This window comes from Hymenobacter sp. YC55, assembly GCF_029433095.1.
Classification (GTDB): domain Bacteria; phylum Bacteroidota; class Bacteroidia; order Cytophagales; family Hymenobacteraceae; genus Hymenobacter.
Genome location: NZ_JARNTX010000001.1, coordinates 636,986 through 661,207 on the forward strand (window position 1 = coordinate 636,986; position 24,222 = coordinate 661,207).

General features: G+C 55.3%; 19 protein-coding genes. 11 read left to right on the forward strand and 8 right to left on the reverse strand.

From position 1 onward, the window contains the following. Positions 1 to 3: 3 nt before the first annotated feature. Positions 4 to 3,192 (reverse strand): SusC/RagA family TonB-linked outer membrane protein, encoded by a 3,189-nt coding sequence (locus tag P1X16_RS02730; protein WP_277226146.1) that lies wholly within the window; start codon positions 3,190 to 3,192, stop codon positions 4 to 6. Between the two features lie 601 nt (positions 3,193 to 3,793). On the opposite strand from P1X16_RS02730, the gene P1X16_RS02735 reads away from it, so the two are divergent. Further along, positions 3,794 to 5,374, forward strand: coding sequence for a M20/M25/M40 family metallo-hydrolase (locus P1X16_RS02735; RefSeq protein ID WP_277226147.1), 1,581 nt, complete (start codon positions 3,794 to 3,796; stop codon positions 5,372 to 5,374). A 321-nt stretch (positions 5,375 to 5,695) separates the two neighbouring features. On the opposite strand, the gene P1X16_RS02740 is transcribed toward P1X16_RS02735, so the two are convergent. Both P1X16_RS02740 and P1X16_RS02745 read right to left on the reverse strand, forming a co-directional pair. Next, a complete protein-coding gene (locus P1X16_RS02740) occupies positions 5,696 to 6,016 on the reverse strand; it encodes a hypothetical protein (protein WP_277226148.1) in 321 nt (106 codons plus the stop codon). A gap of 165 nt (positions 6,017 to 6,181) precedes the next feature. Further along, on the reverse strand, positions 6,182 to 7,726 hold the full coding sequence (locus P1X16_RS02745) for a hypothetical protein (RefSeq protein WP_277226150.1): 1,545 nt from the start codon (positions 7,724 to 7,726) through the stop codon (positions 6,182 to 6,184). 166 nt (positions 7,727 to 7,892) lie between these two features. On the opposite strand from P1X16_RS02745, the gene P1X16_RS02750 reads away from it, so the two are divergent. The 10 genes from P1X16_RS02750 to ilvA all read left to right on the forward strand — a co-directional run bounded on the left by P1X16_RS02750 (position 7,893) and on the right by ilvA (position 20,571). Beyond that, positions 7,893 to 9,059 carry a 2-isopropylmalate synthase gene (locus P1X16_RS02750; protein ID WP_277226152.1) on the forward strand — a complete coding sequence of 389 codons (1,167 nt, stop codon included), beginning with the start codon at positions 7,893 to 7,895 and terminating at the stop codon, positions 9,057 to 9,059. Between the two features lies 1 nt (position 9,060). After that, entirely contained in the window at positions 9,061 to 10,455 is a 1,395-nt protein-coding gene (gene leuC, locus P1X16_RS02755; protein ID WP_245122598.1) for a 3-isopropylmalate dehydratase large subunit, read from the forward strand. A 12-nt stretch (positions 10,456 to 10,467) separates the two neighbouring features. Next, the gene (gene leuD / locus P1X16_RS02760) at positions 10,468 to 11,064 is read left to right on the forward strand and encodes a 3-isopropylmalate dehydratase small subunit (RefSeq protein WP_277226156.1); all 597 of its coding nucleotides are present in this window, start codon (positions 10,468 to 10,470) and stop codon (positions 11,062 to 11,064) included. Beyond that, entirely contained in the window at positions 11,052 to 12,176 is a 1,125-nt protein-coding gene (gene leuB, locus P1X16_RS02765) for a 3-isopropylmalate dehydrogenase (RefSeq protein WP_277226157.1), read from the forward strand. The genes leuD and leuB overlap by 13 nt, the downstream gene beginning before the upstream one ends. Positions 12,177 to 12,486: 310 nt before the next feature. Beyond that, positions 12,487 to 13,389 (forward strand): branched-chain amino acid transaminase, encoded by a 903-nt coding sequence (locus tag P1X16_RS02770; RefSeq protein WP_277226158.1) that lies wholly within the window; start codon positions 12,487 to 12,489, stop codon positions 13,387 to 13,389. Between the two features lie 229 nt (positions 13,390 to 13,618). Continuing rightward, positions 13,619 to 15,337: a dihydroxy-acid dehydratase gene (gene ilvD / locus P1X16_RS02775; protein ID WP_277226160.1), complete on the forward strand. Its 1,719-nt coding sequence runs from the start codon at positions 13,619 to 13,621 to the stop codon at positions 15,335 to 15,337. Between the two features lie 37 nt (positions 15,338 to 15,374). Then, complete coding sequence (ilvB, locus tag P1X16_RS02780) at positions 15,375 to 17,057, forward strand: biosynthetic-type acetolactate synthase large subunit (protein ID WP_277229433.1); 1,683 nt, start codon at positions 15,375 to 15,377, stop codon at positions 17,055 to 17,057. 163 nt (positions 17,058 to 17,220) lie between these two features. Then, positions 17,221 to 17,829: an acetolactate synthase small subunit gene (gene ilvN, locus P1X16_RS02785; RefSeq protein ID WP_277226162.1), complete on the forward strand. Its 609-nt coding sequence runs from the start codon at positions 17,221 to 17,223 to the stop codon at positions 17,827 to 17,829. A 231-nt stretch (positions 17,830 to 18,060) separates the two neighbouring features. Next, positions 18,061 to 19,128 (forward strand): ketol-acid reductoisomerase, encoded by a 1,068-nt coding sequence (gene ilvC / locus P1X16_RS02790; RefSeq protein WP_277226164.1) that lies wholly within the window; start codon positions 18,061 to 18,063, stop codon positions 19,126 to 19,128. A gap of 174 nt (positions 19,129 to 19,302) precedes the next feature. Continuing rightward, positions 19,303 to 20,571: a threonine ammonia-lyase IlvA gene (ilvA, locus tag P1X16_RS02795; protein ID WP_277226166.1), complete on the forward strand. Its 1,269-nt coding sequence runs from the start codon at positions 19,303 to 19,305 to the stop codon at positions 20,569 to 20,571. Positions 20,572 to 20,709: 138 nt separating this feature from the next. On the opposite strand, the gene P1X16_RS02800 is transcribed toward ilvA, so the two are convergent. From P1X16_RS02800 to P1X16_RS02820, 5 genes are all read right to left on the reverse strand, one after another. Next, positions 20,710 to 21,264 (reverse strand): hypothetical protein, encoded by a 555-nt coding sequence (locus P1X16_RS02800; RefSeq protein WP_277226168.1) that lies wholly within the window; start codon positions 21,262 to 21,264, stop codon positions 20,710 to 20,712. Next, positions 21,222 to 22,082, reverse strand: coding sequence for a dienelactone hydrolase family protein (locus tag P1X16_RS02805; protein WP_277226169.1), 861 nt, complete (start codon positions 22,080 to 22,082; stop codon positions 21,222 to 21,224). Before P1X16_RS02805 ends, P1X16_RS02800 begins: the two co-directional genes overlap by 43 nt. 372 nt (positions 22,083 to 22,454) lie before the next feature. Further along, the gene (locus tag P1X16_RS02810; RefSeq protein ID WP_277226171.1) at positions 22,455 to 23,330 is read right to left on the reverse strand and encodes a hypothetical protein; all 876 of its coding nucleotides are present in this window, start codon (positions 23,328 to 23,330) and stop codon (positions 22,455 to 22,457) included. Positions 23,331 to 23,366: 36 nt separating this feature from the next. Beyond that, positions 23,367 to 23,738: a cupin domain-containing protein gene (locus tag P1X16_RS02815; protein ID WP_277226172.1), complete on the reverse strand. Its 372-nt coding sequence runs from the start codon at positions 23,736 to 23,738 to the stop codon at positions 23,367 to 23,369. A 23-nt stretch (positions 23,739 to 23,761) separates the two neighbouring features. Then, the gene (locus P1X16_RS02820; protein WP_277226173.1) at positions 23,762 to 23,998 is read right to left on the reverse strand and encodes a Kazal-type serine protease inhibitor domain-containing protein; all 237 of its coding nucleotides are present in this window, start codon (positions 23,996 to 23,998) and stop codon (positions 23,762 to 23,764) included. Positions 23,999 to 24,222: the final 224 nt, after the last annotated feature.

Here is a 24,222-nt window from a genome sequence, read left to right on the forward strand (position 1 = left end):
AAATTAGAAAGTGGCCGACAAACTAGCGCCGTAGAAACGAGTCGGAGGCGTCTGGTCGGAGTTGTTGATACCGATGCCGTTGCCGCTTGTGAAGCTAAATTCGGGGTCGGTGAACTGGTTTGCTTTAGGAACCCAAGTGTACAGGTTACGGCCGTACAGGTTGAGCGTCACGCCCTTGATGAAACGTGTATTGCTGAGTAAGGAAGCTGGCAAGCTGTAGTTCAGCGAAACCTCCCGCAGCTTGAAGAAGTCTCCTTTCGTAACGTAGTTCGCTGCTATGTTCCGGTTGTAAGAACTGTTGGCCCAGAATTCGGCGCCTCCAGGAGTCAAATTTGTAGTGTTGGCTACGTAGGTGCCGTCAGGGGCCTGTATTGAGGAATTTGGCATCACGAATGGCTCGCGGCCTGTAGAAGCACTGCGTGCCGAAGCACCCGTGAAGTCCATAGTCGAGCCAAGGCCGTGATACACGTAGTAGCCCGTCCGGTATTCGGCCTGGGCGGCCAGCGTAATACCCTTAAACGTAAGGCTAGTATTGAAGCCGTATTTATGTTTTGGCAGCGTGTTACCAAAAGTGGTGAGTTGGCTCGCCTGCGATGGCACCCAGCCTTGACGCTGGTAGGTAGACCCATCTGCTGCTTCCTCCTCGCCCAGATCGATGTACGTTAAGATCACACGGCCCTGATTGTCACGGTTGTAATCAGTTCCTTGAAGCACCGGATACGGCTGCCCTTCGATGGCATATACTTGTGCATCACCACCTGTCGTGAGGGGGAGCTGCTTGGTTTGATCCGTGATTTTAAGAACCTTGTTGTTGTTGTAGTTGTAATTCAGGCCTACTCTCCAGGTCAAACCGTTTTCAGCTTCTACTGGCGTTACATTCAAATCCAATTCTACACCATTGTTCTGCACTTTACCCGCGTTAAGCAGATAGTTGGTGAAGCCGCCTGAGGGCGCAATGTTGGCGTTGATAGTTTGGTTGATGGACAGCTGGTAATAGTAGGTAGCAGCAAAATTGAGGCGTTGCTTCAGGAAGCTCAATTCGGTGCCTACCTCCGTGGAGTGTGTAAACTCTGGCTTTAGGTTTGGTACAATGGTTCGGTCGCTAAGCGTGTAGGAAGCTGCTGACCCGAAAGGATAGCCGCTGCCAGGGTTATAAACGGGCGCAATACTATACGCTCCAAAGTTGTTGGCTACGCCACCAACGTTACCACCCAAGTTCACTTGACCTACTTTAGAGTAACCACCGCGAAGCTTGCCATAGTCGAAGAACGCAACTGACTTCAGAGCTGGAATAACTTCTGATAGCACCACAGAAGCATCTACGCTAGGGTAGAAATAAGAGCGGTTTTCTGGGTTCAACACAGAAACTTCTTCCTGGCGAGCCGAACCGTGCAGGAAGAACATGTCTTTGTAACCCAACGTCAAGTCACCGAAGAAGGCAGCCTGCCGATAACGGTACCGGCCTTGGCTAACTGTGGCTTCTCCAACCCGGTTGCTACCGACGTTGAAAATGCCGGGTACCGCCAAGGCATTCGCTGTAGCTGACAAGAACTGAGAGTTGTTCATCTGAACGTTGTTGCCCAGAATACCTTTTATCGAAATGTCGCCGACCTGCTTGACAATGTTGATGAAGAGGTCGGAGTTAAGACGGCTAACGCTGCTATTTAATTCCGTTACGCCACCAGCAATGTTGCTCCGCGAATTGACAGGACGGCCAAGGGTGCTGGCAGTGTAAGTGAATTTGTCCTGCCAGTTCTTATTGTCTTGGGTGATATAGGTCAGACCAATCCGATACTGCGCTGACAACCAATCGTTAATTTTGTAACCCAAATCAATATTACCAATCAGGGTGCTTTGGCGAATATTGCGGCGGTTGTTGTCGAGGGTGAAATAGGGGTTGGCGTAATACTCGTTGTAATAGCCGTTAGGATTAGCAAACACATTGTTGCGCCAATCCTTATAACTAGTAATCGGAATTAGGGCCGAAGTATTGAGCAACTGATCATATACAGCACCATTGCTCTGATCCACTTTCGCTTGTGCAAACGAAACGTTCATGCCCGTTGAGAGCTTGTTCATTTGGCGCGAGGCATTGGCTCGGAACGTGTTGCGGTCGTACTGATCTTTTGGCAACACGCCCTTGTTCTTCACGTTCTGGTACGACACAAAGATCTTAGTGTCCTTGTCGCCACCCGAGAACGAGACGTTGTTTTGCATCTGGTACCCAGTGTTGAAGAAGTCTTTGCGCTCGTTCGGCCGGGCTTTGTACTCGATGCTCTGAATGGTGTTCTGGTTATTGGGGCCTAGTGTCTGGTACCCTAACTCCCGAATAGAACCGTCATAACGGTCGCCGTATTGCTGGTTTTCGTAGGGCGTATACTCCCGAATCCATTCTGAAGAACCTGGGCCGAATTCGTTTTGGAATTTCGGCCAGAAACTGATCTGCTCTAGCTGCGACGTGTGCGAGAAGGTGACACTCGGAGTAGTACCACCTCTCTTCGTCGTGATGATCAACGCCCCGTTGGTTGCTTGCGAACCGTAGAGTGCGGCGGCGTTGGCTCCTTTCAGAATAGTAATGTCGGCAATGTCATCGGGGTTGAGCGCCGTCAATACATCTTGTGTGGTCTGCACCCCGTCGATTACCACGAGTGCTTGGTTTTCACCCGTCAGCGAGCGGGTACCACGCAACGTGATCCGCACACTCGGGTTGATACCGTTGTTGACCGTTTGAATTTGCAAGCCGGACACTTTGCCAGCCAAACCATTGGTGACGTTCGTTACGCGAGCCTGGTTCAGTTCTTTTGCGTCGATAGTGGAAGTGGCGTATCCTATTTCGCGCGCTTGCCGCTGAATACCGAGTGCGCCCGTTACAACAACTTCACCTAGTTGTTTGGTATCGGCACCGAGCCCAACATTAATAACCGCTGCATCGCCGATGGGCCGTTCTATAGCGGCGTACCCAATCGAGGAGAAAGTAAGAACTGTAGTTCCTGCCGGAACGCTGATAGAGTACCCTCCGTCAGCATTCGTCGATACGCCAACCGAGGTGCCTTTGGCTAACACAGTTACTCCAGGAAGCCCCTGACCGGTTGCTTGGTCAGTAACCTTACCTGAAATTGCTCTGCTCTGGGCCATCCCCTGCTGCAACAGGCTGACAGTCAGAACAGAGGTCAGAAGTAATTTTTGCTTCATGTGTTTGTTTTGGTGAGTGAAAATGGTTGTTGGAAACATGCAACTGTACAAGTATACAGCAGATGTTCCATTAAATAATAATTAAATCAAGCGGACGATTTTAAAAAAATGTAATTGAAGGCCGCTTTAATTCCTTGTTTTTCAATAATTCTAGGGTATCAATGTTATATCATCAGATTGTTGTCGGCTCATTATATTCCTATTGATGTACTTACATGGTTATCTCCGCATAATTTCGTAAATGCAGGCCGTCATAATGTGTTTACATTTCCGTAAATCGATTGCACTTTACTGCATTTAAACAAGCACAAGTAAAATGCTGGCAAAAGCCCGTTTTAGTTGCTAACAGTCCGCCGACTTCACTGAAATTATTTCATCGAATTGTTCGAGGGTTGTTCTTGTTTTTATTATATAAAGCTTGCTAATAGTTATTACTATCAGTAGCTACCACCTTGCCCTGTTTTAGACGGGCTTTTGCAGAGAAAAAACTTTTTAGCTAAGCTGCAATCCTGTTTTAAATGGGTAGAATGCACAATTCAACGCAACGAAACGGTAATTGCTGGTACTTTAGCTACTGAAGATTCTCTCACTAAAACCTTCTATGAACACATTCCGACTCTTTACCCTCGCCAGCAGTTTAGCCATAGCCGCTCCTACTTTAGCTCAGCAAACCACTGAGAAGGTGGATCAGGCGGCTATTGCTAAAATCAAGGACGAGGGCATGAACCGCTCCAAGGTGATGGAAACGGCCTTCTATCTTACTGATGTGTGTGGCCCCCGCCTGGCTGGTTCCGACGGCTTGAAGCGCGCCTATGATTGGACCAAGACCCGCCTCACCCAATACGGCCTCACTAATGCCAACCTCGAGCCTTGGGGTGACTTTGGTCGGGGATGGGACATCGAGAAGTCCTACGTGGCCATGACGGCTCCCTACTACCACACCATGATTGGAGCACCCAAGGCCTGGACTCCTAGCACCAGCGGCAACGTCAAAAAGCAAGTAGCCTACGTGAAAGCCACCACCGAAGCCGAACTCGACAAATACAAGGGCCAGCTTCGCGACAAAATAGTGGTGCTGGAAGTAGCCACCCCGCCGAAAGAAGGCTTCGAGCCCGATGCCAAGCGCTACACCGATGAAGAGTTGAAGAAAATGGCCGACGGCACCCCCGCTGCTCGCCCAGCGGCGACTGGCACTCCTGCCACTTCCGAAGCCGACCGAATGGCCACCTACCGGGCCCGTATGGCGCTGCGCACCAAGATGAGCGAAATGATGATGAGCGAAGGCGCTGCGGCCGTGCTGAGCACCCGTGGCGGCTCCCAAGGCACGTTCTTCACCTCAAACGGTGCGCCCTATGCTCCCGATGCCAAACCCGTTCTGCCCGAAATAGAAATGTCGCCCGAGGACCAGCTACGTATTATTCGGCTGGTAGAAGCGGGTATTCCGGTGGAAGTGGAGATGGAAACCAAAACCCGCTTCCAAACCCAAGACCTGAAGGGCTACAACGTCATAGCCGAAATTCCGGGCACCGATAAGAAACTGAAAAGCGAAGTGGTGATGCTCGGTGGCCACCTCGACTCCTGGCACGCGGCAACCGGCGCTACCGACAACGCCGCCGGCTGCGCCGTAATGATGGAAGCTGTTCGTATCCTGAAGGCCAGCGGCCTAAAGCCGCGCCGCACCATCCGGATTGCACTCTGGAGCGCCGAAGAGCAAGGCTTATTTGGCTCGCGCAATTACGTGAAAAACCACTTTGCCGACCCCGCTACCATGAAGCTGCTGCCCGAGCACGAGAAGCTGGCAGCATACTTCAACCTCGACAACGGCGGCGGTAAAATCCGTGGTATCTACCAGCAAAGCAACGAAGCAGTAGCTCCTATCTTCACTGCTTGGCTCGTGCCCTTTGCCGACCTCGGCGCCACTACCGTTACGCCCCGCAATACCGGCGGCACCGACCACTTGTCGTTCGACGCCGTGGGCCTGCCTGGCTTCCAGTTCATCCAGGACCCACTCGATTACGGTACCCGCACCCACCACACCAACCAGGATACTTACGACCGTCTTATCCCAGAAGACCTGAAGCAAGCTTCGGTAGTAGTGGCCTCCTTTGTGTACAATGCTGCCATGCGCGACCAAAAGCTGCCCCGCAAGCCGCTACCCGCTGCTACTGCTAAGGCGCAATAACCAGTAGCTGCTTCAAACAAAACGCTCCGCTGACTTTTGAAGTCGGCGGGGCGTTTTGTTTGAAGCAGCTACTGGCTGGAGTCCACTTGTTGAAATTATTGTATAAGTGTTGACGCAGCAAAACTATTGTCATGCTGAGCGGAGCCGAAGCATCTCGCTAGTGTGGTAAACCTCATTTACTTTAGCAACATCAGCACGCGAGATGCTTCGACTGCGCTCAGCATGACAGGTATGTATAGCAACGCCTATTGCAACGTCAGCCTGAGAAGCGCTTCAGAAAGCTTTGTATGACTTTCTCTCGGAAGAAGCAGCTCTATATTGCTACTCAGCTAAGCCTAGTTTCCTCGTCACCCAATTCTTCGGTACCTCTACTGTCACTTCGACTACTGGCTTGTCGGTTTTGTCTTTTAAGCGGTCAGTCAACCGGCTGAGCCTGTCTTTCTCGCTGTTGCGGGAAAGCAGAATCTTACCATAGTCCCGGATGACGCTGACGGCTTTCGGGAGCGTGACGCTCACTTTCACTTCTTTGTATTGCGGTTCCGAGGGAGGAGTATCAGCCGCTGGTCGGCTCTGAGCCTGGCTGTTCACGGCCGTGAGCAGTAGTAGCGCAACCAGAAGTGTAAATAGTTTACTGATAGACATCGGACCCTTATGACGCTATAAAGATGCTGCTGCTACAAAGAGGGTTGTCTGTGCATCGGTACAAAGCTGCCACGGTTTTCTGTTGAAGCAAGCAGGCTGCTTCACAAGTTCAGCGCAGCAAAAGCCGAAAGAGTACAAAGGTGCCTGACTGTCAGGGGTTAACAGCTACTTCATAAGCAGAAATTTACGCTTCATAATCTCCTGTACCGGCGTGTTGGTAATCTTGCTGTCCAGCCACGAAACAATATCCAGGTAGAGAAAGGGCCGACTCTCAAAGGGGTTGGCGGCAATAACAATCAGCTTCTCGCGGAGCGTGATAAATGCCTCACGTACTTGATGTGGCGCAATATTGCCGACGTTGCGCAGAAACCGGAAAATTTCCACCTGCATAGGTTGCTGGTCATTCATCATGCCCAGAAAGCGGTACACCGACCGCACCTGATAATCTAGGCTGGCATCTTCGCCAGCTTCGTAGTGCGCAATTAAGTTGAGGATGCGGGCAAAGCACTGCAAGTCTTCGCGCAAACTCAGGTCTTTCTGCTGGATGATGAGGTTCAAATACTCGATGGCCTTATGGTATTGGCCACTGCCGAAGTAGAGGCTGGCTATTTTGTAATAGAATACCAACGTGCGGTGCATATCCAGCTGCGACTTGTAGTGCTCTAGGTTTTCCAGCAACTCCGGAATAATTTCTAGGCCCTCGGTGAAACGGCCTTCCAAGAAGTAGGCGTTGATGCGGTTGGTATAGATGTACTGAAACAGCAGAATCTCGGTGTTGGGGCTACTACGCCGGGTTTGGTTGGCAGAAAACTCTTCCAGCTTCTTGAGCACCTCCATGAATTTGCTGTAGTACAGCATATTGTAGAGCGTAGCCAACAGGTTGTGCAAGCCTTTGATATAGAGCATGGTCTGCAAGTCCTTCATGTGCGGGGCCTGCTCAAACAAATCCACCCACTTCTGCGCATAGCGGTAGCAGGCCCGGAAATCCTGGTTGAGTGTGTAGTACCACACGTGTGCTTGGTAGAAATACAGCTTCTCGAAAAAGCCGCCTTTGCTGTCTTCAAAGGGTGGCAGGTTTTCCCGGAAGAAAGCAGTAATCTGCTCGTGGTCGGCGCGGTTGCGGGCGTGGCCGGCTTTCAAGTACAGTCCATATAGCCGCAACGATGCATTGGAAAGGGCGTGCATCTTACCCAAATGCTCCACCGTGTCTACGGCCTCGGTAGCCAGCGTTTCGGCGCGGTCTTTTATGCTGCGCGTGATGTACTGGCTTTCGATGAGCTTCTCGAAGTCCAGCGCCAGCAGCACGATGTGCGGCATTTCCACCTGCCGGGCGGCCACTTTTACCTTTTCCAGCATGCGCAGGCTTTGCTGGTAGAAGCCTTTGTTATACAGCACCCGCGCGTAGTCGAGCTGCTCGTGGAGCTGAATGTCTGGGTTCTGACCGGCATGGTAAACCCGCAAGCTGGATAGGAGCTGCTTGTAGAGGTTGGCTTTTAGATTGGCGAGCTGCACCCGCTTGAGTGTCGGCACATGCGCCAGAATCTGCGCCTCATCGTAGGTTTCCAGCGCTTCCAAGGCGTCGAAAAGTTGAAGGAACTTCAGGTCTTCCGAGGAGCCTTGCCGATTGGTAAAAAGCCGGAAATGACGCTTTTCGGAGCGGGTAAGAGACTTTATTAACTGAAAAATGGGCTCTGTGTTCTTGTTGGGCATTGTAAGAAGTTATTCGGTAATGCGCTGATAGATAAATGATTAATTTAGTATAGGGCGAAGTTTGAAATAGTAGAACTAAGTAAAAAGCAGTTTACAGAGGAGGGTAGAACACGGTACTTAGTCACTTATTCAATACCTCGTTCGGGTTTCACTAGGCTATTCTAGCATGGCACACCAGCAAATCCAAATCTTCGATACCACGCTCCGCGACGGCGAACAAGTGCCGGGCTGCAAGCTAAACAGGGAAGAGAAACTTGTTATTGCCCGACAGCTAGAGCTACTTGGCGTCGATGTAATTGAGGCTGGTTTCCCTGTTTCCAGTCCCGGCGATTTTGCCGCCGTTCAGGCCATAGCGGCCCAAACGAAGGATGCTACCGTGTGCGGCCTGTCCCGCGCCGTTGAAAACGACATCCGAGTAGCTGCCGAAGCGCTACAAAAGGCCCGTTACCCTCGCATCCACACCGGCATCGGTACTTCCGATGTGCACATCCAGCACAAGCTCTGCACCACGCGCGAAAACGTGCTGGCGCGGGCAGTAGCTGCTGTAAAGCTCGCCAAAAGCTTTGTGGAAGATGTGGAATTCTACGCCGAGGATGCCGGCCGCACCGACAACGAGTTTCTAGCCCGCGTCTGCGAGGAAGTTATCAAGGCTGGAGCTACTGTCCTCAACATCCCCGATACCACCGGCTATTGCCTGCCGCAGGAGTACGGCGCCAAAATCAAGTTCCTCCACGAAAACGTGACGGGCATTCAAAACGTGCGCCTCTCCACGCACTGCCACAACGACTTAGGGTTGGCCACAGCCAATTCCATTGCGGGCGTGATGAACGGTGCCCGCCAAATTGAATGCACCATCAACGGGGTAGGGGAGCGGGCCGGCAATACAGCCCTTGAGGAAGTGGTGATGATCCTGCGTCAGCACCCGTACCTCAACCTTGACACCCGCATCAACACCCGCTTGCTGGCCGAAACCTCCGCCATGGTGTCGCATTTGATGACCATGCCAGTGCAGCCCAACAAGGCTATTGTGGGTTCCAATGCGTTTTCGCATTCCAGCGGCATCCACCAAGACGGCATCATCAAGCACCGCGAAACCTACGAAATCATCGACCCCAAGGAAGTGGGCGTCGCCGATTCTTCGATTGTGCTCACGGCTCGTTCGGGCCGTGCGGCTCTGGCCTACCGCCTCCAGAAGATTGGGTACGATTTTGAAAAAGTCGCCTTGAACAAAGCCTACGCCTGCTTCCTCGAACTCGCCGACCGCAAGCGGGAGGTAGTAGACGAGGATTTGCACGCGTTGGTAGAGCAGGAAAAATTAGTAGCAGTCAACTAACATGGCCAAGTCCTTATTTGATAAAATTTGGGATGCGCACGTGGTGAAAACCGCGCCGGGCGGCTTGGATATTGTGTACATCGACCGGCACCTGATTCATGAGGTGACCAGCCCGCAGGCTTTCGACGAACTCGAAGCCCGCAACTTGCCGCTCTACCGCCCTAACCGCATCCTGGCCACCGCCGACCACAACGTTCCGACCCGCAACCAGCATCTTCCCATCGAGGAGCCGCTGTCCCGTTCGCAGGTGGATAAGCTGACTGCGAACTGCGAAAAGTACGGCGTGGAGCTGTACGGTTTGGGCCATGCCCGCCAAGGCATTGTGCACGTAATCGGGCCGGAATTGGGCCTTACGCTGCCCGGCGCTACCATCGTGTGCGGCGACAGTCACACCTCTACGCACGGCGCGTTCGGTGCGGTGGCGTTTGGTATCGGTACCAGCCAGGTGGCGCAGGTAATGGCTACGCAGTGCTTGCTGCTGAGCCGCCCCAAGCGCATGCGCATTACGGTGGATGGTGAGTTGCGCCGCGGAGTGACGGCTAAAGACCTGATTCTCTATATTATCTCGCAGCTCGGTACCGGTGGTGCCACGGGCTATTTTGTTGAATACGCGGGTAGTGCTGTGCGCGGCCTGAGCATGGAAGGCCGGATGACGGTCTGCAACATGAGCATCGAAATGGGGGCGCGCGGCGGCCTTATTGCCCCCGATGCTACTACGTTTGCCTATGTCGAAGGCCGCGCCTACGCCCCGAAGGGCATTGTGTGGGAACAAGCCGTTGCCTACTGGAAAACCCTGTATTCCGACGATGATACGGTGTTCGACGCCGAACACCATTTCAACGCCCGCGACATTGCCCCGATGATAACCTACGGTACCAACCCCGGTATGGGTATTGCCTTGAACGGCAACATCCCAAGCGAGGTAGCCGCCAGCGAATCCGAGAGCTTCGATAAATCATTGGCCTACATGGGCTTCCAACGCGGCGAGTCGTTGTTGGGCAAGGAAATCAACTACGTATTCATCGGCAGCTGCACCAACTCGCGCATCGAGGATTTGCGCGCTGTGGCGGCGTACGTGCAAGGCAAGCAGAAAGCCAAGCACGTGGAGGCCATCATTGTGCCCGGTTCCAAGCAAGTCGAGCAGCAAGCCATTTCTGAAGGCCTGGACAAGATTTTGGCGGAAGCTGGTTTCGAGCTACGCGAGCCGGGTTGCAGCGCTTGCCTGGCCATGAACGAGGACAAGATTCCGGCCGGCGCTTATTGCGTGGCTACGTCCAACCGCAACTTCGAAGGCCGCCAGGGGCCGGGTTCCCGCACGTTGCTGGCCTCGCCGCTCGTAGCCGCCATTACGGCCGTACAGGGCCGCATTGTCGACATCACGCAGTATTTGAACTAAGGGCCGACGACCATGGAAAAGTTTCAGACCCTACATTCCAGCGCAATACCGCTGCCACTCGAAAACATCGACACGGACCAGATTATTCCGGCCCGTTTCCTGAAAGCCACCACGAGGGAGGGCTTCGGCGAAAACCTGTTTCGTGACTGGCGCTGCAACGCCGATGGAACGCCGAAGCCCAACTTCGTGCTCAACGACGCGCGCTACAACGGCCAGATTCTGCTGGCGGGCAAGAACTTCGGGTGTGGTTCCAGTCGGGAACACGCCGCGTGGGCGCTCTACGATGCCGGTTTCCGGGTGGTGATTTCCAGCTACTTCGCCGACATCTTCCGCGGCAATGCCTTGAACACCGGCCTGCTGCCGCTGCAAGTAACCGACGCCGAACTAAGTAGCCTGTTCGACTTGGTAGAGCAGGACGCCAACACACAGTTTGTGGTCAACCTGCCTGAGCAGACGCTGCACGTGCCGGCCACCGACCAAGTTATTCACTTCGATATCGACCCCTACAAGAAGGAATGCCTAATTAATGGGTACGACGACATCGATTTCCTAGTAAGTCAGAAACAGGCCATCGAGGCCTACGAACAACGCAGAACATGGGCATGGTAAGCAAGAAAATAGCGGTATTGCCCGGCGACGGTATCGGGCCGGAGGTGTGTAGACAGGCGGTGAAGGTGCTCCAAGCCGTGGCCGAGCGGTTCGGCCATCGGTTCGAGATGCGCAACCATCTGATGGGCGCGTGCGCCATCGACGCCACCGGCGACCCGCTGCCTGAAGCCACCCTCACTGCCTGCCGCGAGGCCGACGCCGTACTACTAGGCGCCATCGGCGACCCGAAATACGACAACGACCCATCCGCCAAGGTGCGCCCCGAACAGGGTTTGCTGCGCCTGCGCAAGTCGTTGGGCTTGTACGCCAACATCCGCCCCGTAACCGCCTACGATGTGCTGCTGAACCACTCACCCCTGAAGCGGGAGCGGATTCAGGGCACCGACATGGTCATCTTCCGGGAGCTAACCGGCGGCATCTATTTCGGTGAGAAAGGCCGCACCGCTGATGGCACCGGCGCCTACGACCACTGCACCTACAGCCGCGACGAGATTCTGCGTATCGCGCACCTGGCCTTCAAGGCTGCTGCGGGCCGCCGCCAAAAGCTGACGCTGGTTGACAAAGCCAACGTGCTGGAAACCTCCCGCCTCTGGCGCGAAGTAGTACGCGAAATGGCCGCTCAATACCCCGAGGTGGAGGTAGACTATCTGTTCGTGGACAACGCCGCTATGCAGATTATCCTGAACCCCACGCAGTTCGACGTGATTCTGACCGAGAACATGTTCGGCGACATCATCTCCGACGAAGCTTCGGTTATTGCTGGTTCCATGGGCTTGCTGCCCTCGGCCTCGGTAGGAGCGGAAGTGGCCTTGTTCGAGCCCATCCACGGTTCGTACCCGCAGGCCAAGGGCAAAGGCATTGCCAATCCCATTGCCGCCATTCTTTCGGCCGCCATGCTGCTGGAGCACCTCGACCTGAACACGGAAGCCGCCATGGTGCGCGAGGCCGTGGACGAAGCCCTGCACAACGGCATCCTGACCCAAGAACTCAGCCCCAATGCCCCGTACAGCACCGAGGAAGTAGGCAGCTACATCGCCTTCTGGATTGCTGATTCCAACGAGAAGCAGTGGAACAAAAACAACGTGGAAATCGGCGCTAGCACGATTATCTAGGTCGGCTGAACAATAAAAAACGAACGTCATGCTGAGCGGAGCCGAAGCATCTCGCTCGACTCGTTCCGCAGGCATCAGACTATACCACACTAGCGAGATGCTTCGACTTCGTTGCACTGCGCTCAGCATGACGGACTGGATAGACCTACATAACTCAATGAGACAGCAGCTGCTACTGGTGATTATAGTGATTATTCCTTGCCTCGCGGGCGCATAGGAACAGCTTTTTGTATCTCGACAAAAGCCTTTCTAAGCCCCGCGCTCAGAAAGGCTTTTCTTTTGCTTCCTCTTCTTTTCAAGTACGTTACGCATGTATTTCAATCCCGACACCCTCGCTTTTGTAGACGGCGAATACATAAAAGCCGACCAGGCGCAGGTCAGCTCGTATGCGCAGTCGTTGCACTATGGCTATGCTGTTTTTGAAGGCATTCGGTCATACGCTACACCGGCGGGCACGCAGATTTTCAAGGCCAAGGAGCACTACGAGCGGCTGCAATATTCCTGCAAGTCCGTGGGGCTGCCGCTGTCTTACTCGATTGAGGAAATGACGGAAATCACCTACCGGCTGCTCGAACTCAACAACCTGTCGGATGCCTACATCCGGCCGCTGGTGTACGCCGGCACGCCCAACATGACCCTCAAGCACGCAAGCACCAGCAACCTGATGATTGCCGTGTGGGATTGGGGCAAGTACCTCGGCGACCAGTGCCTGCGCCTGAGTATTTCGCCCTACCAGCGCCCCAACCCCAAGGCCGTACCTATCGAGGCCAAAGTATCGGGCCATTACGTCAATTCCATCATTGCCAGCTCGGAGGCCCGCGGCCGTGGCTTCGATGAAGCCCTACTGCTGGATATGAACGGCTTCGTGGCCGAAGGACCCGGCGCCAACTTCTTCTTCGAGAAAGACGGTGAGCTGTTTACAGCGCCTCCCGGCAGCATCCTGCGCGGCATCACCCGCAACACCATCATCGATTTGGCCCGCGAAGCCGGCATCAACGTCACCGAAAAGTTTTTCATGCCCGACGAGCTGCAAGGCGCAACCGGCGCCTTCTTCACCGGCACCGCCGCCGAAGTAATCGGCATCACCTCCATCGACGACCTGGTGTTCAGCACGCCTTACCAAGACACCCTCGGCCACGTGCTAGCCGAGCGCTACCACGCCCTAGTAACCGGCCAATCGGTAGCTCACAGTTCCAGCCTTGCGCATAGCTAACCCACATAAACAATGAACGTCATGCTGAGCGGAGGCGCAGCCGAAGTCGAAGCATCTCGCTAGTGTGGTATATACTACTCCTGCATCAGCACGCGAGATGCTTCGGCTGCGCTCAGCATGACAGATAGTTTGACAACGACGAGACGCAAACCGAAGGTCGGCAAAGCCAAGTGTCGCGTCTCTATACCGCCTCCCGTTCGCATTTCCATTCCTGATCTACGCTCTGAAAATGATTCTCAATAAGTATAGCCGCATCTACACCCAAGACGACAGCCTGCCGGCTTCCCAAGCCATGCTGATTGGCTCCGGGTTGTCGGACGAAGACTTGCGTAAGCCGTTCGTGGGCATCTGCTCCACCGGCTTCGAAGGCAACACCTGCAACATGCACCTCGACGGCCTAGCCGACGCGGTAAAGGTCGGCGTGCAGGCGCAAGGGCTGGTGGGGCTGCGGTTCAATACTATTGGGGTCAGCGACGGTATCACGAACGGTACGCCGGGCATGCGCTTCTCGCTGGTGTCGCGGGAAATCATTGCCGATTCCATTGAGGCCATGGCCGGCGCGCACAACTACGACGCCATTGCCACCGTGGTAGGCTGCGACAAGAATATGCCGGGCGCCCTGATTGCCATGGCGCGGCTGAACCGGCCGTCGTTGATGGTGTACGGCGGCACGATTAAAGGTGGCCATTTCAAGGGGCAGCAGCTCAATATTGTATCGTGCTTCGAGGCGTACGGCAAGAAGCTGCAAGGGCAGATTTCCGATGAGGACTACAAGGGCATCATCCACAATGCTTGCCCTGGTCCGGGAGCTTGCGGGGGGATGTACACGGCTAACACCATGGCATCGGCTATTGAGGTGTTGGGCATGAGCGTACCGTTCTCGTCGTCGTCGCCGGCGGTGAGTGCCGAGAAAAGCCAGGAATGCCTGGATACCGGCGTGTACCTGCGGCGCCTGCTGGAGCTTGATATCAAGCCCCGCGACATTCTGGTGCGCGAAGCCTTCGAGAATGCGCTGGTGATGATTACAGTGCTTGGCGGCTCTACCAACGCGGTCCTCCACCTGATTGCCATTGCTCACGCGGCCGGCGTGCACCTCACCATGGAAGACTTCCAGGAAGTCAGCAACCGGGTGCCGGTGCTGGCCGACCTCAAGCCAAGCGGTAAGTATCTCATGGAAGATCTTGCCGCCCTCGGGGGCGTGCCCGCCGTGATGCGCACCCTGCTTGATGCCGGTTTGCTCCGCGGCGACCTGCTGACCGTAACGGGCCAGACGCTGGCTGAAAACCTGGCCAACGTGAAGCCGCTCGGCGCCGAGCAAGACCTACTACGCCCGCTCAGCAACCCCATCAAAGCCGACGGCCACATTCAGATTCTGTACGGCAACCTGGCTCCGAAAGGCGCTGTGGCCAAAATCACCGGCAAGGAAGGCTTGCGGTTTGAAGGTCCGGCTGTGGTCTTCAACTCCGAAGAAGAGCTGAACGAAGGCATCGTGCAAGGCAAAATCAAGGCTGGCAATGTGGTGGTGATTCGCTACGTGGGACCAAAGGGCGGACCCGGCATGCCGGAAATGTTGAAGCCGACTTCCGCCATCATCGGGGCCGGCCTCGGCGACAAAGTGGCTTTGATTACTGATGGGCGCTTTTCGGGCGGTACGCATGGCTTCGTTATCGGCCACGTCTGCCCCGAGGCCTACGACGGTGGCCCCATCGCCCTGGTGGAAGACGGCGACTGGATAGTGCTCGACGCCGCCACCAACACCATGGATGTGCAGCTAGAGCCCGCACTGCTGGAACTGCGCCGCAGCCAGTGGCAGCGCCCGCGCCCTAACGCCACGCAAGGAGTACTCCTGAAATATATCCGCACGGTCAGCGACGCCAGTCACGGCTGTATCACCGACTTAGACGAAAGCTATGTTAACGAACGAGCAATCAGCGCAAACCCTGCCTGAGTTTACCGCCACGGCGGTACAGACGGAAACGGAAACCATGACCGGCGCGGTGGCCACCTTACAGGCCCTGCTGGCGGAAGGCGTGGATACCATTTTCGGGTATCCGGGCGGGGCCATCATCCCGATTTATGATGCCCTCTACGATTTCAAAGAGCAGCTAAATCACGTGCTGGTGCGCCACGAGCAGGGCGGCATCCACGCGGCGCAGGGCTACGCGCGCTCCTCCGGCAAGGTAGGAGTGGTGTTTGCCACCAGCGGCCCGGGCGCTACCAACCTGGTAACGGGTTTGGCCGATGCGCTCATTGACAGCACGCCGCTGGTGTGCATCACGGGGCAGGTTTTCGCGCACTTGTTGGGCACCGATGCCTTCCAAGAAACCGACATCATCAACATCACCACGCCCATCACCAAGTGGAACTACCAGGTAACCAACGCCGAGGAAATTCCGGAGGCGCTGGCCAAGGCGTTCTACATTGCCCGCAGCGGTCGGCCCGGCCCGGTCCTTATTGACATCACCAAGAACGCGCAGCAGCAGAAGCACGATTTCGCGCCGTATCAGCCCTGCACGCACATCCGCAGCTACCGCCCCAAGCCCATTGTGCGGCCCGAGTACATCCGGGAAGCGGCGGCCCTCATCAACCAAGCCAAGCGGCCATTCGTGCTGTGGGGCCAGGGGGTGATTTTGGGTAAAGCCGAGCAGGAGTTCAAAGCCTTCATCGAGAAAAGCGGCATTCCAGCGGCCTGGACCATCCTCGGGGCCGGTGCGTTGGCCTCCGACCACCCATTGAACGTGGGCATGCTCGGGATGCACGGCAACTACGGCCCCAACGTCCTCACCAACGAGTGCGACGTGCTCATTGCCATCGGCATGCGTTTCGACGACCGGGTAACCGGCCGCCTCGACAAGTACGCCAAGCAAGCCAAGGTAATCCACCTCGACATCGACCCGACCGAAATCGGCAAGAACGTGGCGGCGACCGTGCCCGTGTGGGGCGACTGCAAAGAGACGCTGCCGCAACTCACGGCGCTGGTCGAAGCCAAGTTGCACCCCGAGTGGCACGAGCGGTTCCGGGTGCACATGGAGCAGGAGGTAGACGCCGTCATACGGGAGGAGCTGTTCCCGACCAGCGAGGAACTGACCATGGGCGAAGTCATCCAGCAGCTCAATGAGCTGACAGGTGGGGAGGCCATCATCGTGACCGACGTGGGGCAGCACCAGATGGTAGCCTGCCGCTACGCCAAGCTCAACAACACGCGCAGCAACATCACCAGTGGTGGCCTCGGCACTATGGGTTTTGCGCTGCCCGCGGCCATTGGGGCCAAGTTCGGCGCGCCGCACCGCCCGGTGGTGGCCATCATCGGCGACGGGGGCTTCCAGATGACCATTCAGGAACTCGGCACCATCATGCAAACCGGAGTCGACGTGAAAATCATCATCCTCAACAACCGCTTCCTCGGCATGGTGCGGCAGTGGCAGGAGCTTTTCAACGACCGGCGCTATTCCTTCGTGGACATCGCCAGCCCCGACTACGTGACGGTGGCCCGCGGTTACGGTATCACCGGCAAGCGTGTAGAAGCCCGCGCCGAACTAAAGCAAACCCTGCAACAGATGCTGGAGCACCCCGGCTCTTTCCTGCTAGAGGTCATGGTGTCGAAAGAGAACAACATCTTCCCCATGGTGCCCCAAGGGTGCAGCGTAGCCGAAATCCGCCTGCGGTAGCAAAATCAAAAAGAACGTGTCATGCTGAGCGCAGTGCAACGAAGCCGAAGCATCTCGCTCGTGTGGTAAACTTAGTTTGTACTCTGGCATCAGCACGCGAGATGCTTCGACTACGGCTCTGCTTTCGCTCAGCATGACAGTTCTTTATTAATAGCAATCAGCCATGAGTCAGCAACCATCCATCGACCGGCAGGAATACAACATCACGGCGTACACCGAAAACCAGGTGGGGCTGCTGAACCGTATTGCCATCATCTTCTCGCGCCGCAAAATCAACATCGAGAGCCTGAATGTGTCGCCTTCTGAAATCGAGGGCATTCACCGCTTCAACATCGTGATTCACGAAACCGAAGAGGTGGTTAGCAAACTGGCCAAGCAAATCGAGAAGCAGATCGAGGTGCTGAAGGTGTACTACAACACCAACGCCGATGTGATTTGGCAGGAAATGGCGCTCTACAAAGTGCCTACCGATGTCATTGCTGAAAAAGCCATAGTGGAGCGTCTGCTGCGCGAAAACGGGGCCCGCGCCGTGGTGATTCGCAAAGACTACACGGTGTTCGAAACCACCGGCCACCGCGAGGAAACCGACAACCTGATCCGCGTGCTGCAACCCTACGGCCTCATCGAATTCGTGCGCAGCGCCCGCATTGCCATCATCAAAGCCAGCGACGGCTTCAACCACAAGCTCCGCGAGTTCGAGCGAACCGAGCCCAGCGCCGAACCCGCCGAAAACGAGTTCCTGAACAGCCGCAGCAAGGTGTTCACGATGTAACAGTACCGAACAGTAGACCGCAACCAAAAGAACGTCATGCTGAGCGGAGCCGAAGCATCTCGCTAGTGTGGTAAACCAATGGCATCACAACGTCAGCACGCAAGATGCTTCGGCTCCGCTCAGCATGACAGATGGTTTAACTATGTCAGCAGGCGCTAGTGCTAGTTCAGCATAGCAGTCTAAATCAAACAAAGCAACAACACACATTCACCCTTAATAGCCCACAGCAAAATGGCACAAATCAATTTTGGCGGAGTAGACGAAACTGTAGTTACCCGCGAGGAATTTCCCCTGGAAAAGGCATTAGACGTTCTCAAAGACGAAACGATTGCCGTTATCGGCTACGGGGTGCAGGGTCCGGGCCAGGCGCTCAACATGCGCGACAACGGGTTCAACGTTATTGTCGGTCAGCGCGAAGATTCTCCGTCGTGGGAGCGGGCGCTGAAGGACGGTTGGGTGGAAGGCGAAACGCTTTTCTCGATTGAGGAAGCAGCCGAGCGCGGCACCATCATCTGCAACCTGCTCTCCGATGCCGGCCAAATTGCGCTGTGGCCCACGCTGAAAGCCAAGCTGACGCCCGGCAAAACGCTGTACTTCTCGCACGGGTTCGGCATCACATTCAACGATCAAACTAACATCATCCCACCCGCCGATGTGGACGTGATTCTGGTAGCGCCCAAGGGCAGCGGCACCAGCTTGCGCCGCTTGTTCGTGGCCGGTGGTGGCTTGAATTCGTCGTTTGCCGTGTACCAGGATGCTAGTGGCAAGGCCTACGAGAAAGTAGTGGCCATGGGCATCGGTGTTGGTTCGGGCTACCTGTTTGAAACCGACTTTAAGAAGGAAGTGTACTCCGACCTCACCGGCGAGCGGGGCGTGTTGATGGGCGCGTTGGCGGGCATTATCGAAGCGCAGTACCAAGTGCTGCGGCAGCGCGGCCACTCGCCTTCCGAGGCCTTCAACGAAACTGTAGAAGAACTCACCCAAAGCCTAGTGCCGTTGGTAGGCGAAAACGGCATGGACTGGATGTTCAGCAACTGCTCGGTAACTGCGCAGCGCGGCGCCCTCGACTGGAAAGGCCGTTTCCGCGAAGCCACCCTGCCCGTACTTAACGAGCTGTACGACAGCGTAGCCAGCGGCAAAGAAGCCGAGCGCACCATCCAGCGCGGCTCCACGCCCAACTACCGCTCCGAACTCGAAGCCGAACTCAAAGAAGTGCGCGACTCCGAGCTATGGCAGACCGGCGCTACCGTACGCCAGCTCCGCTCGAAAGCCGCGGAAAAAGTGGAGGAATTAAGCTAGTAACGTTCTGGCTGAAATAAGATCAGGCAAACAAAAGAACGTCATGCTGAGCTTGCCGAAGCATCTGGCGTGCTGACGCCGGAGAGGTAATCACACATCAGCACGCGAGATGCTTCGGCAAGCTCAGCAGGACTTGTTCTAGTCTCACCTAATGAGACACCAACTACCAAGGACATGGAAAAGGAAGTAGCCGCGCCGTTGGCCGTGACGCTGGAAAACGTAGAGCAGGCCGCGCGCAACCTGAAAGGTGTCATCTACAAAACCCCCTTGCTGCAAAACCACGGCCTCTCGCGCACCTACGACGCGACGGTGCTGCTGAAGCGGGAGGATTTGCAAGTCGTACGTTCCTACAAGATTCGGGGCGCCTACCACAAGATGCTCACGCTGCCGCCCATTAGCGGGGAGCGGGAAATAGTGTGCGCCAGCGCCGGCAACCATGCGCAAGGCGTCGCCTATGCCTGCCAGATGCTCGGGTTGAAAGGCTACATTTTCATGCCCGCCGCTACGCCCGCCCAAAAGGTGGACAAAGTGCGGCTCTTCGGCAAAGAATACGTGGAAGTGGTCCTCACCGGCGCCAGCTTCGACGACTCATTCCGCTCGGCCCGTGAGTTCTGCGACCAGCGGGGCAGCACCTTCATCCACCCCTTCGATGACCTCGCTATAGTAGAAGGCCAAGCCACCGTCGGCCTGGAAATCCTAAAATCCGCCACTGTGCCCATCGACTACTGCTTTATGCCCATCGGCGGCGGCGGGCTAGCGTCAGGTGTAGCCAGCGTGTTTCGGCAGCTAAGCCCGACCACTAAGCTTATTGGTGTGCAGCCCTTGGGTGCGCCATCCATGTACTCCGCCATCCGCGGCAACCAGCACGCCGCCCTCGCCAGCATCGACAGCTTCGTGGACGGCGCGGCCGTGAAGTGCCCCGGCCAACTGACCTACGAAATCTGTCGCGAACTGCTGGACGAGGTAGTGTTGGTGCCGGAAGGCCAGATCTGCCAGGACTTGCTGAAGATGTACAACGAGGAAGGCATCGTGCTCGAACCGGCTGGTACGCTCACCATTTCGGCGCTGCACCAGTTTCGGGAGCAAATCAAGGGCAAGACGGTGGTGTGCGTGGTTAGTGGCTCCAACAATGACATCACCCGCATGGAGGATATCAAGGAGCGCGCCATGCAGCACCAGGGCCTCAAGCACTACTTCATGGTGACCTTCAACCAGGCCCCCGGCGCCCTCCGCCGCTTCGTCAACAACGTGCTCCACGAGGGCGACGACATCATCCAGTTTCAGTACATCAAGAAAAATAACAAGGAAAAAGGCCCCGTTTTCATTGGCGTCGAAGTCAAGCGACCCCACGATGTAGAAGGCATAAAAGCCCGCATGGTGGAGGAAGGCTTTGCCTTCGAGTATCTAAATGGCAAGCCGGATTTCCTGGCCCTGTTGGTTTAAATAATAAATAAGTCCCCTTTTCTACTGGTCTAAGCAAGCTACCCAACTCGTCGTAATGAGTTGGGTAGCTTGTTTTATTGGTTGTAGACTAGTGCACCTAGCCAAACTTGATTGTTCAGCGTCACAGGTGGAAAGTTATTAGTGCTTATTGACTTCTTGTAAAGTCACGCTAGAATTCAAATCGACCTTTGTATTGAACACTATACCAGTGACGTGTGATTCAATCCACCATGTGCTTGGCAAAGAGTCATTGACTTTCTTAAATCGCACGGTTTCATGCTTAGGAAGCTTCTTTATTCCATGATAAGGGCTAAAGGCTATCAACTTACGAAGTACAATAGGCTTATTATCTGGTTTCGTTGGATCTAACTGCATGAGCAAGGCTTTCTCGCTGTACATGTCAGTTAGCCTTCTATTTGGTTTAAAAACAGGGGAATCTTGTTGAGAGAAAATTAGCACTGTTTTAGTCCCAGGTACGACGCTATAGCTGTGGGCTATAGTGTCTACTTGCAACACCGATTTTGGATATACCTCTAATTGCTTGGTGACAAGCCAGTAGGCAATTGAGTCAGCAGGAGCACTGGTTTTTTCCTGACAAGCAGTAGCTAAGCTGGCCAATATAAGGCGCATGGCATAAGCTAATTGACGCATCACGCCAGCCTCTCCTTGAACAGCTTCAGCGTCCGGTCCCACGCCAATTTAGCGGCTTCGGGATTGTAGCGGGCGGGTGAGGAGTCGTTGTTGAAGGCATGGTTGGCGCCTTCGTACACGTATTGCTCGTACTTGATGTTGTTAGCTTTCAGGGCGGCTTCGTAGGCGTCTTTCCCGGCATTCACCCGCTCATCGAGGCCGGCATAGTGGAGTAGGAGGGCTGCCTTAATTTTAGGCACATCCTCAGCCTTCGGCTGGGTGCCATAATACGCCACGGCTGCGTTTAGTTTGGGGTCGGCTACGGCCAGGCTGTTGGCCATGGCCCCGCCCCAGCAGAAGCCAACACAGCCGGTTTTGCCGTTCGAGTCTTTGCGGCCACGCAGGTAGGTGAGAGCGGCTAGGTAGTTGTTCAGATTCTGTTGCTTATCTAGCTTACCAATCAGCGTACGGCCTTCGTCCTCGTTGGTGGGCGTGCCGCCGAACACCGACAGCGCATCAACCCCCAATGCCAAATAACCAGCCTGCGCCACGCGGCGCGTTACGTCCTTGATATGAGGCGTGAGGCCACGGTTCTCGTGAATCACTACCACAGCACCTAGTTTCTTTTTGCTCTTCGGGCGCACTAGGTAGCCCTTCATGGTCACGCCGGCATCGCTAGGCCATGTTACCTCTTCCGTAACCAAGTCATCCGTTTGCTCGGGCACGGTGGCGGCCTGGGCGTAGCCAGGTTCCAGCACGGCCAGCGCTGCCGCGGCCATAGCCGCGCCGCCGGTTAGCTTGTGCAGGCGGTCCAGGAAGTCGCGGCGGCTGAGCGGGGCGTGGGTATACTCGTCGAAGAGGTTGATGATGCGCTGATCCATGGAGTGCGTTTAGTTGGGGTGCTTAGGGAAGTGCAGCGTAAGCTCGGCGGAATGTTTCGTGTTTCGGTTACTAATTAACATGCCTAAGCCTTGACAGTGATAGGGTGCTAGTGCCAGCAACCAACCTTAAAGCTTGGTTGAAGCGGCTTACCCTTCAGCAGCTAAGCTACCTGGAAAGCAGTTATCTACAAGGGCTTTGGGTACATCCTTAAATTCATTGTATCCTGTAGTCCCAACTCATATTCCGGCCAACCTACCAGTATATTTAAATAGAAACCCATCAACCACGGGTAGTGCCAACGCAAGTTAGTACTGCCTATGCCTGATGGGTTTCTTGTTGAAGCCTCCGCTAACCTTGGTAACGTGGCTAGCTCAGGTATCGCCGGCGTAAATAGTTTCTTTCGGCGGGAAAAGACGGTCGACGAGGTGGTAGAGCCGCCAGCGGGTGTTCTTGAGCCGCTTCTTGACCGGCACGGACCGAAAATTGAAGTTGTTAATTGCTTCGATTTCCTCTGCCACAGAACGGTTTTTCAACTGAGATTCCAACAAAAAGGAAGCAATGGCATCATTCCACTCTGTTTTGTTGCTCCAATAGTGCCCGATGTATGGGAGTGCCGACTGCAAGTTGAAGTGTTCTTGTAGCGCTACGGATAGGGCAAATTGTTCAATCAGGCGAGGCGTCACGCCGGCCCGGCTGAGGTCGTCGCAGATGCGCAGGGCCAAGGCTATGGCCTCGGTGGCACCCTGGGCTGGAATGCCCACCACCCCGGCGTTCCACATGCCGTGTCGTTCGTGGAACAACACACCCCCAAACGACTTGCCGCCCACTTGTTGCCACATCCGCCGCTCGGTTTTGCTGCCTAGCTCTGCCAGTGCGCCTTCGGGTTCATGCATGAAAGCCTGACCAGCGGCGAGGGCTTGTTGTAAGCCCTCAAACGAGCCGTGCAAAAACGTGTCGGAGTCGAGGTAGAGCAGGGGAGTACCTGGATATTTAGCGGCAACCAACTCCAGTGCCTTGATTTTGATGCGCCAGAAAAAATCAAACTCGCCTTTCCACTCGCGTAACGTGGCCGCCTCTACCGGCAGTACCGTAACGTGGTCGGCGAGATGACGGTAGAAATCGGGTGCGTCCGTCACGATGGTAATGGTGCCAAGACCAGTGCGGTGCCGCAGAAAGCTCAGAATAGAGAAGCACGCCTGGAAATGATTCCGCACATTGTCGCCGAACACCAGATACAATAAATTCATAAAGAAGGGAGCAGCGTTTCGCCTCAACAGCAGGAGTTACTCTTCTTCCCGGTTCACGGTAGCCGGGCTAAATGCCGGCACGCACACCGACCAGTACTCGCACTCGGTATCAAACGGGTTGGAGTAGCGCACCCGCGCGCCAGCCTTGATCAGCAACGACTCGCCAGCCCCTAGCTCCACTACATCGCCATCAATCTCGAAGCGCTTGCGTCCGCGCACCACGATTGTTACTTCGTCGAATTCGGGGCGTTGGTGCGGCTCGCTCCATTGGGGCGGCGCTACCATGTGGGCCACACTGTATTCGCCGGTTTGAGTGCTGGCCAAACCAATGTGCTCTTCAATGAGCTTGCCGTCGGTGGTAGGCACCACGAATGGGTTCTGCTGGCGGAAAAAACGCTTTTCGGACATAAGTACAGAATAGAAAAAGGGTACTACTTCTTATCGGGGCAGGCGCCAGGAGTGAAACTGGTCAGGCCAGCATTGGTAGCCGTGCAGGCGTTGCCGTACGTTTTGCCGTCGCAGCCACACACTGGGTCGTACTGCATGGTACACATGGCGTCCGTACGGATTTTGGCCGGGTCGATGCACGGTTTTGCAGCAGTTGATGCAGGCTGTTTTTGGCAGGCGCCACTAAGCAGCAAGGCCAGCAGGGGGAATAAGATTCTCATCAGCAGTATACAGAAGAGGTGGAACGCGAAAGTAGAACTTCAGCGCCATATAGCGCCCCGCTGCCAAGTACTAAAACAAGTAGCTCTCACGCTGCCATCTCCTTAAGGGAAGGCGTTTAATGGTTTAGTCGGCGATAGGAGAGGTTTGCTACGGTGCAGCTACCTTCTGCTGCATACGCAACAGGCGTAGTGACGAAATACTATATTGTGGAACGCTACTTTTT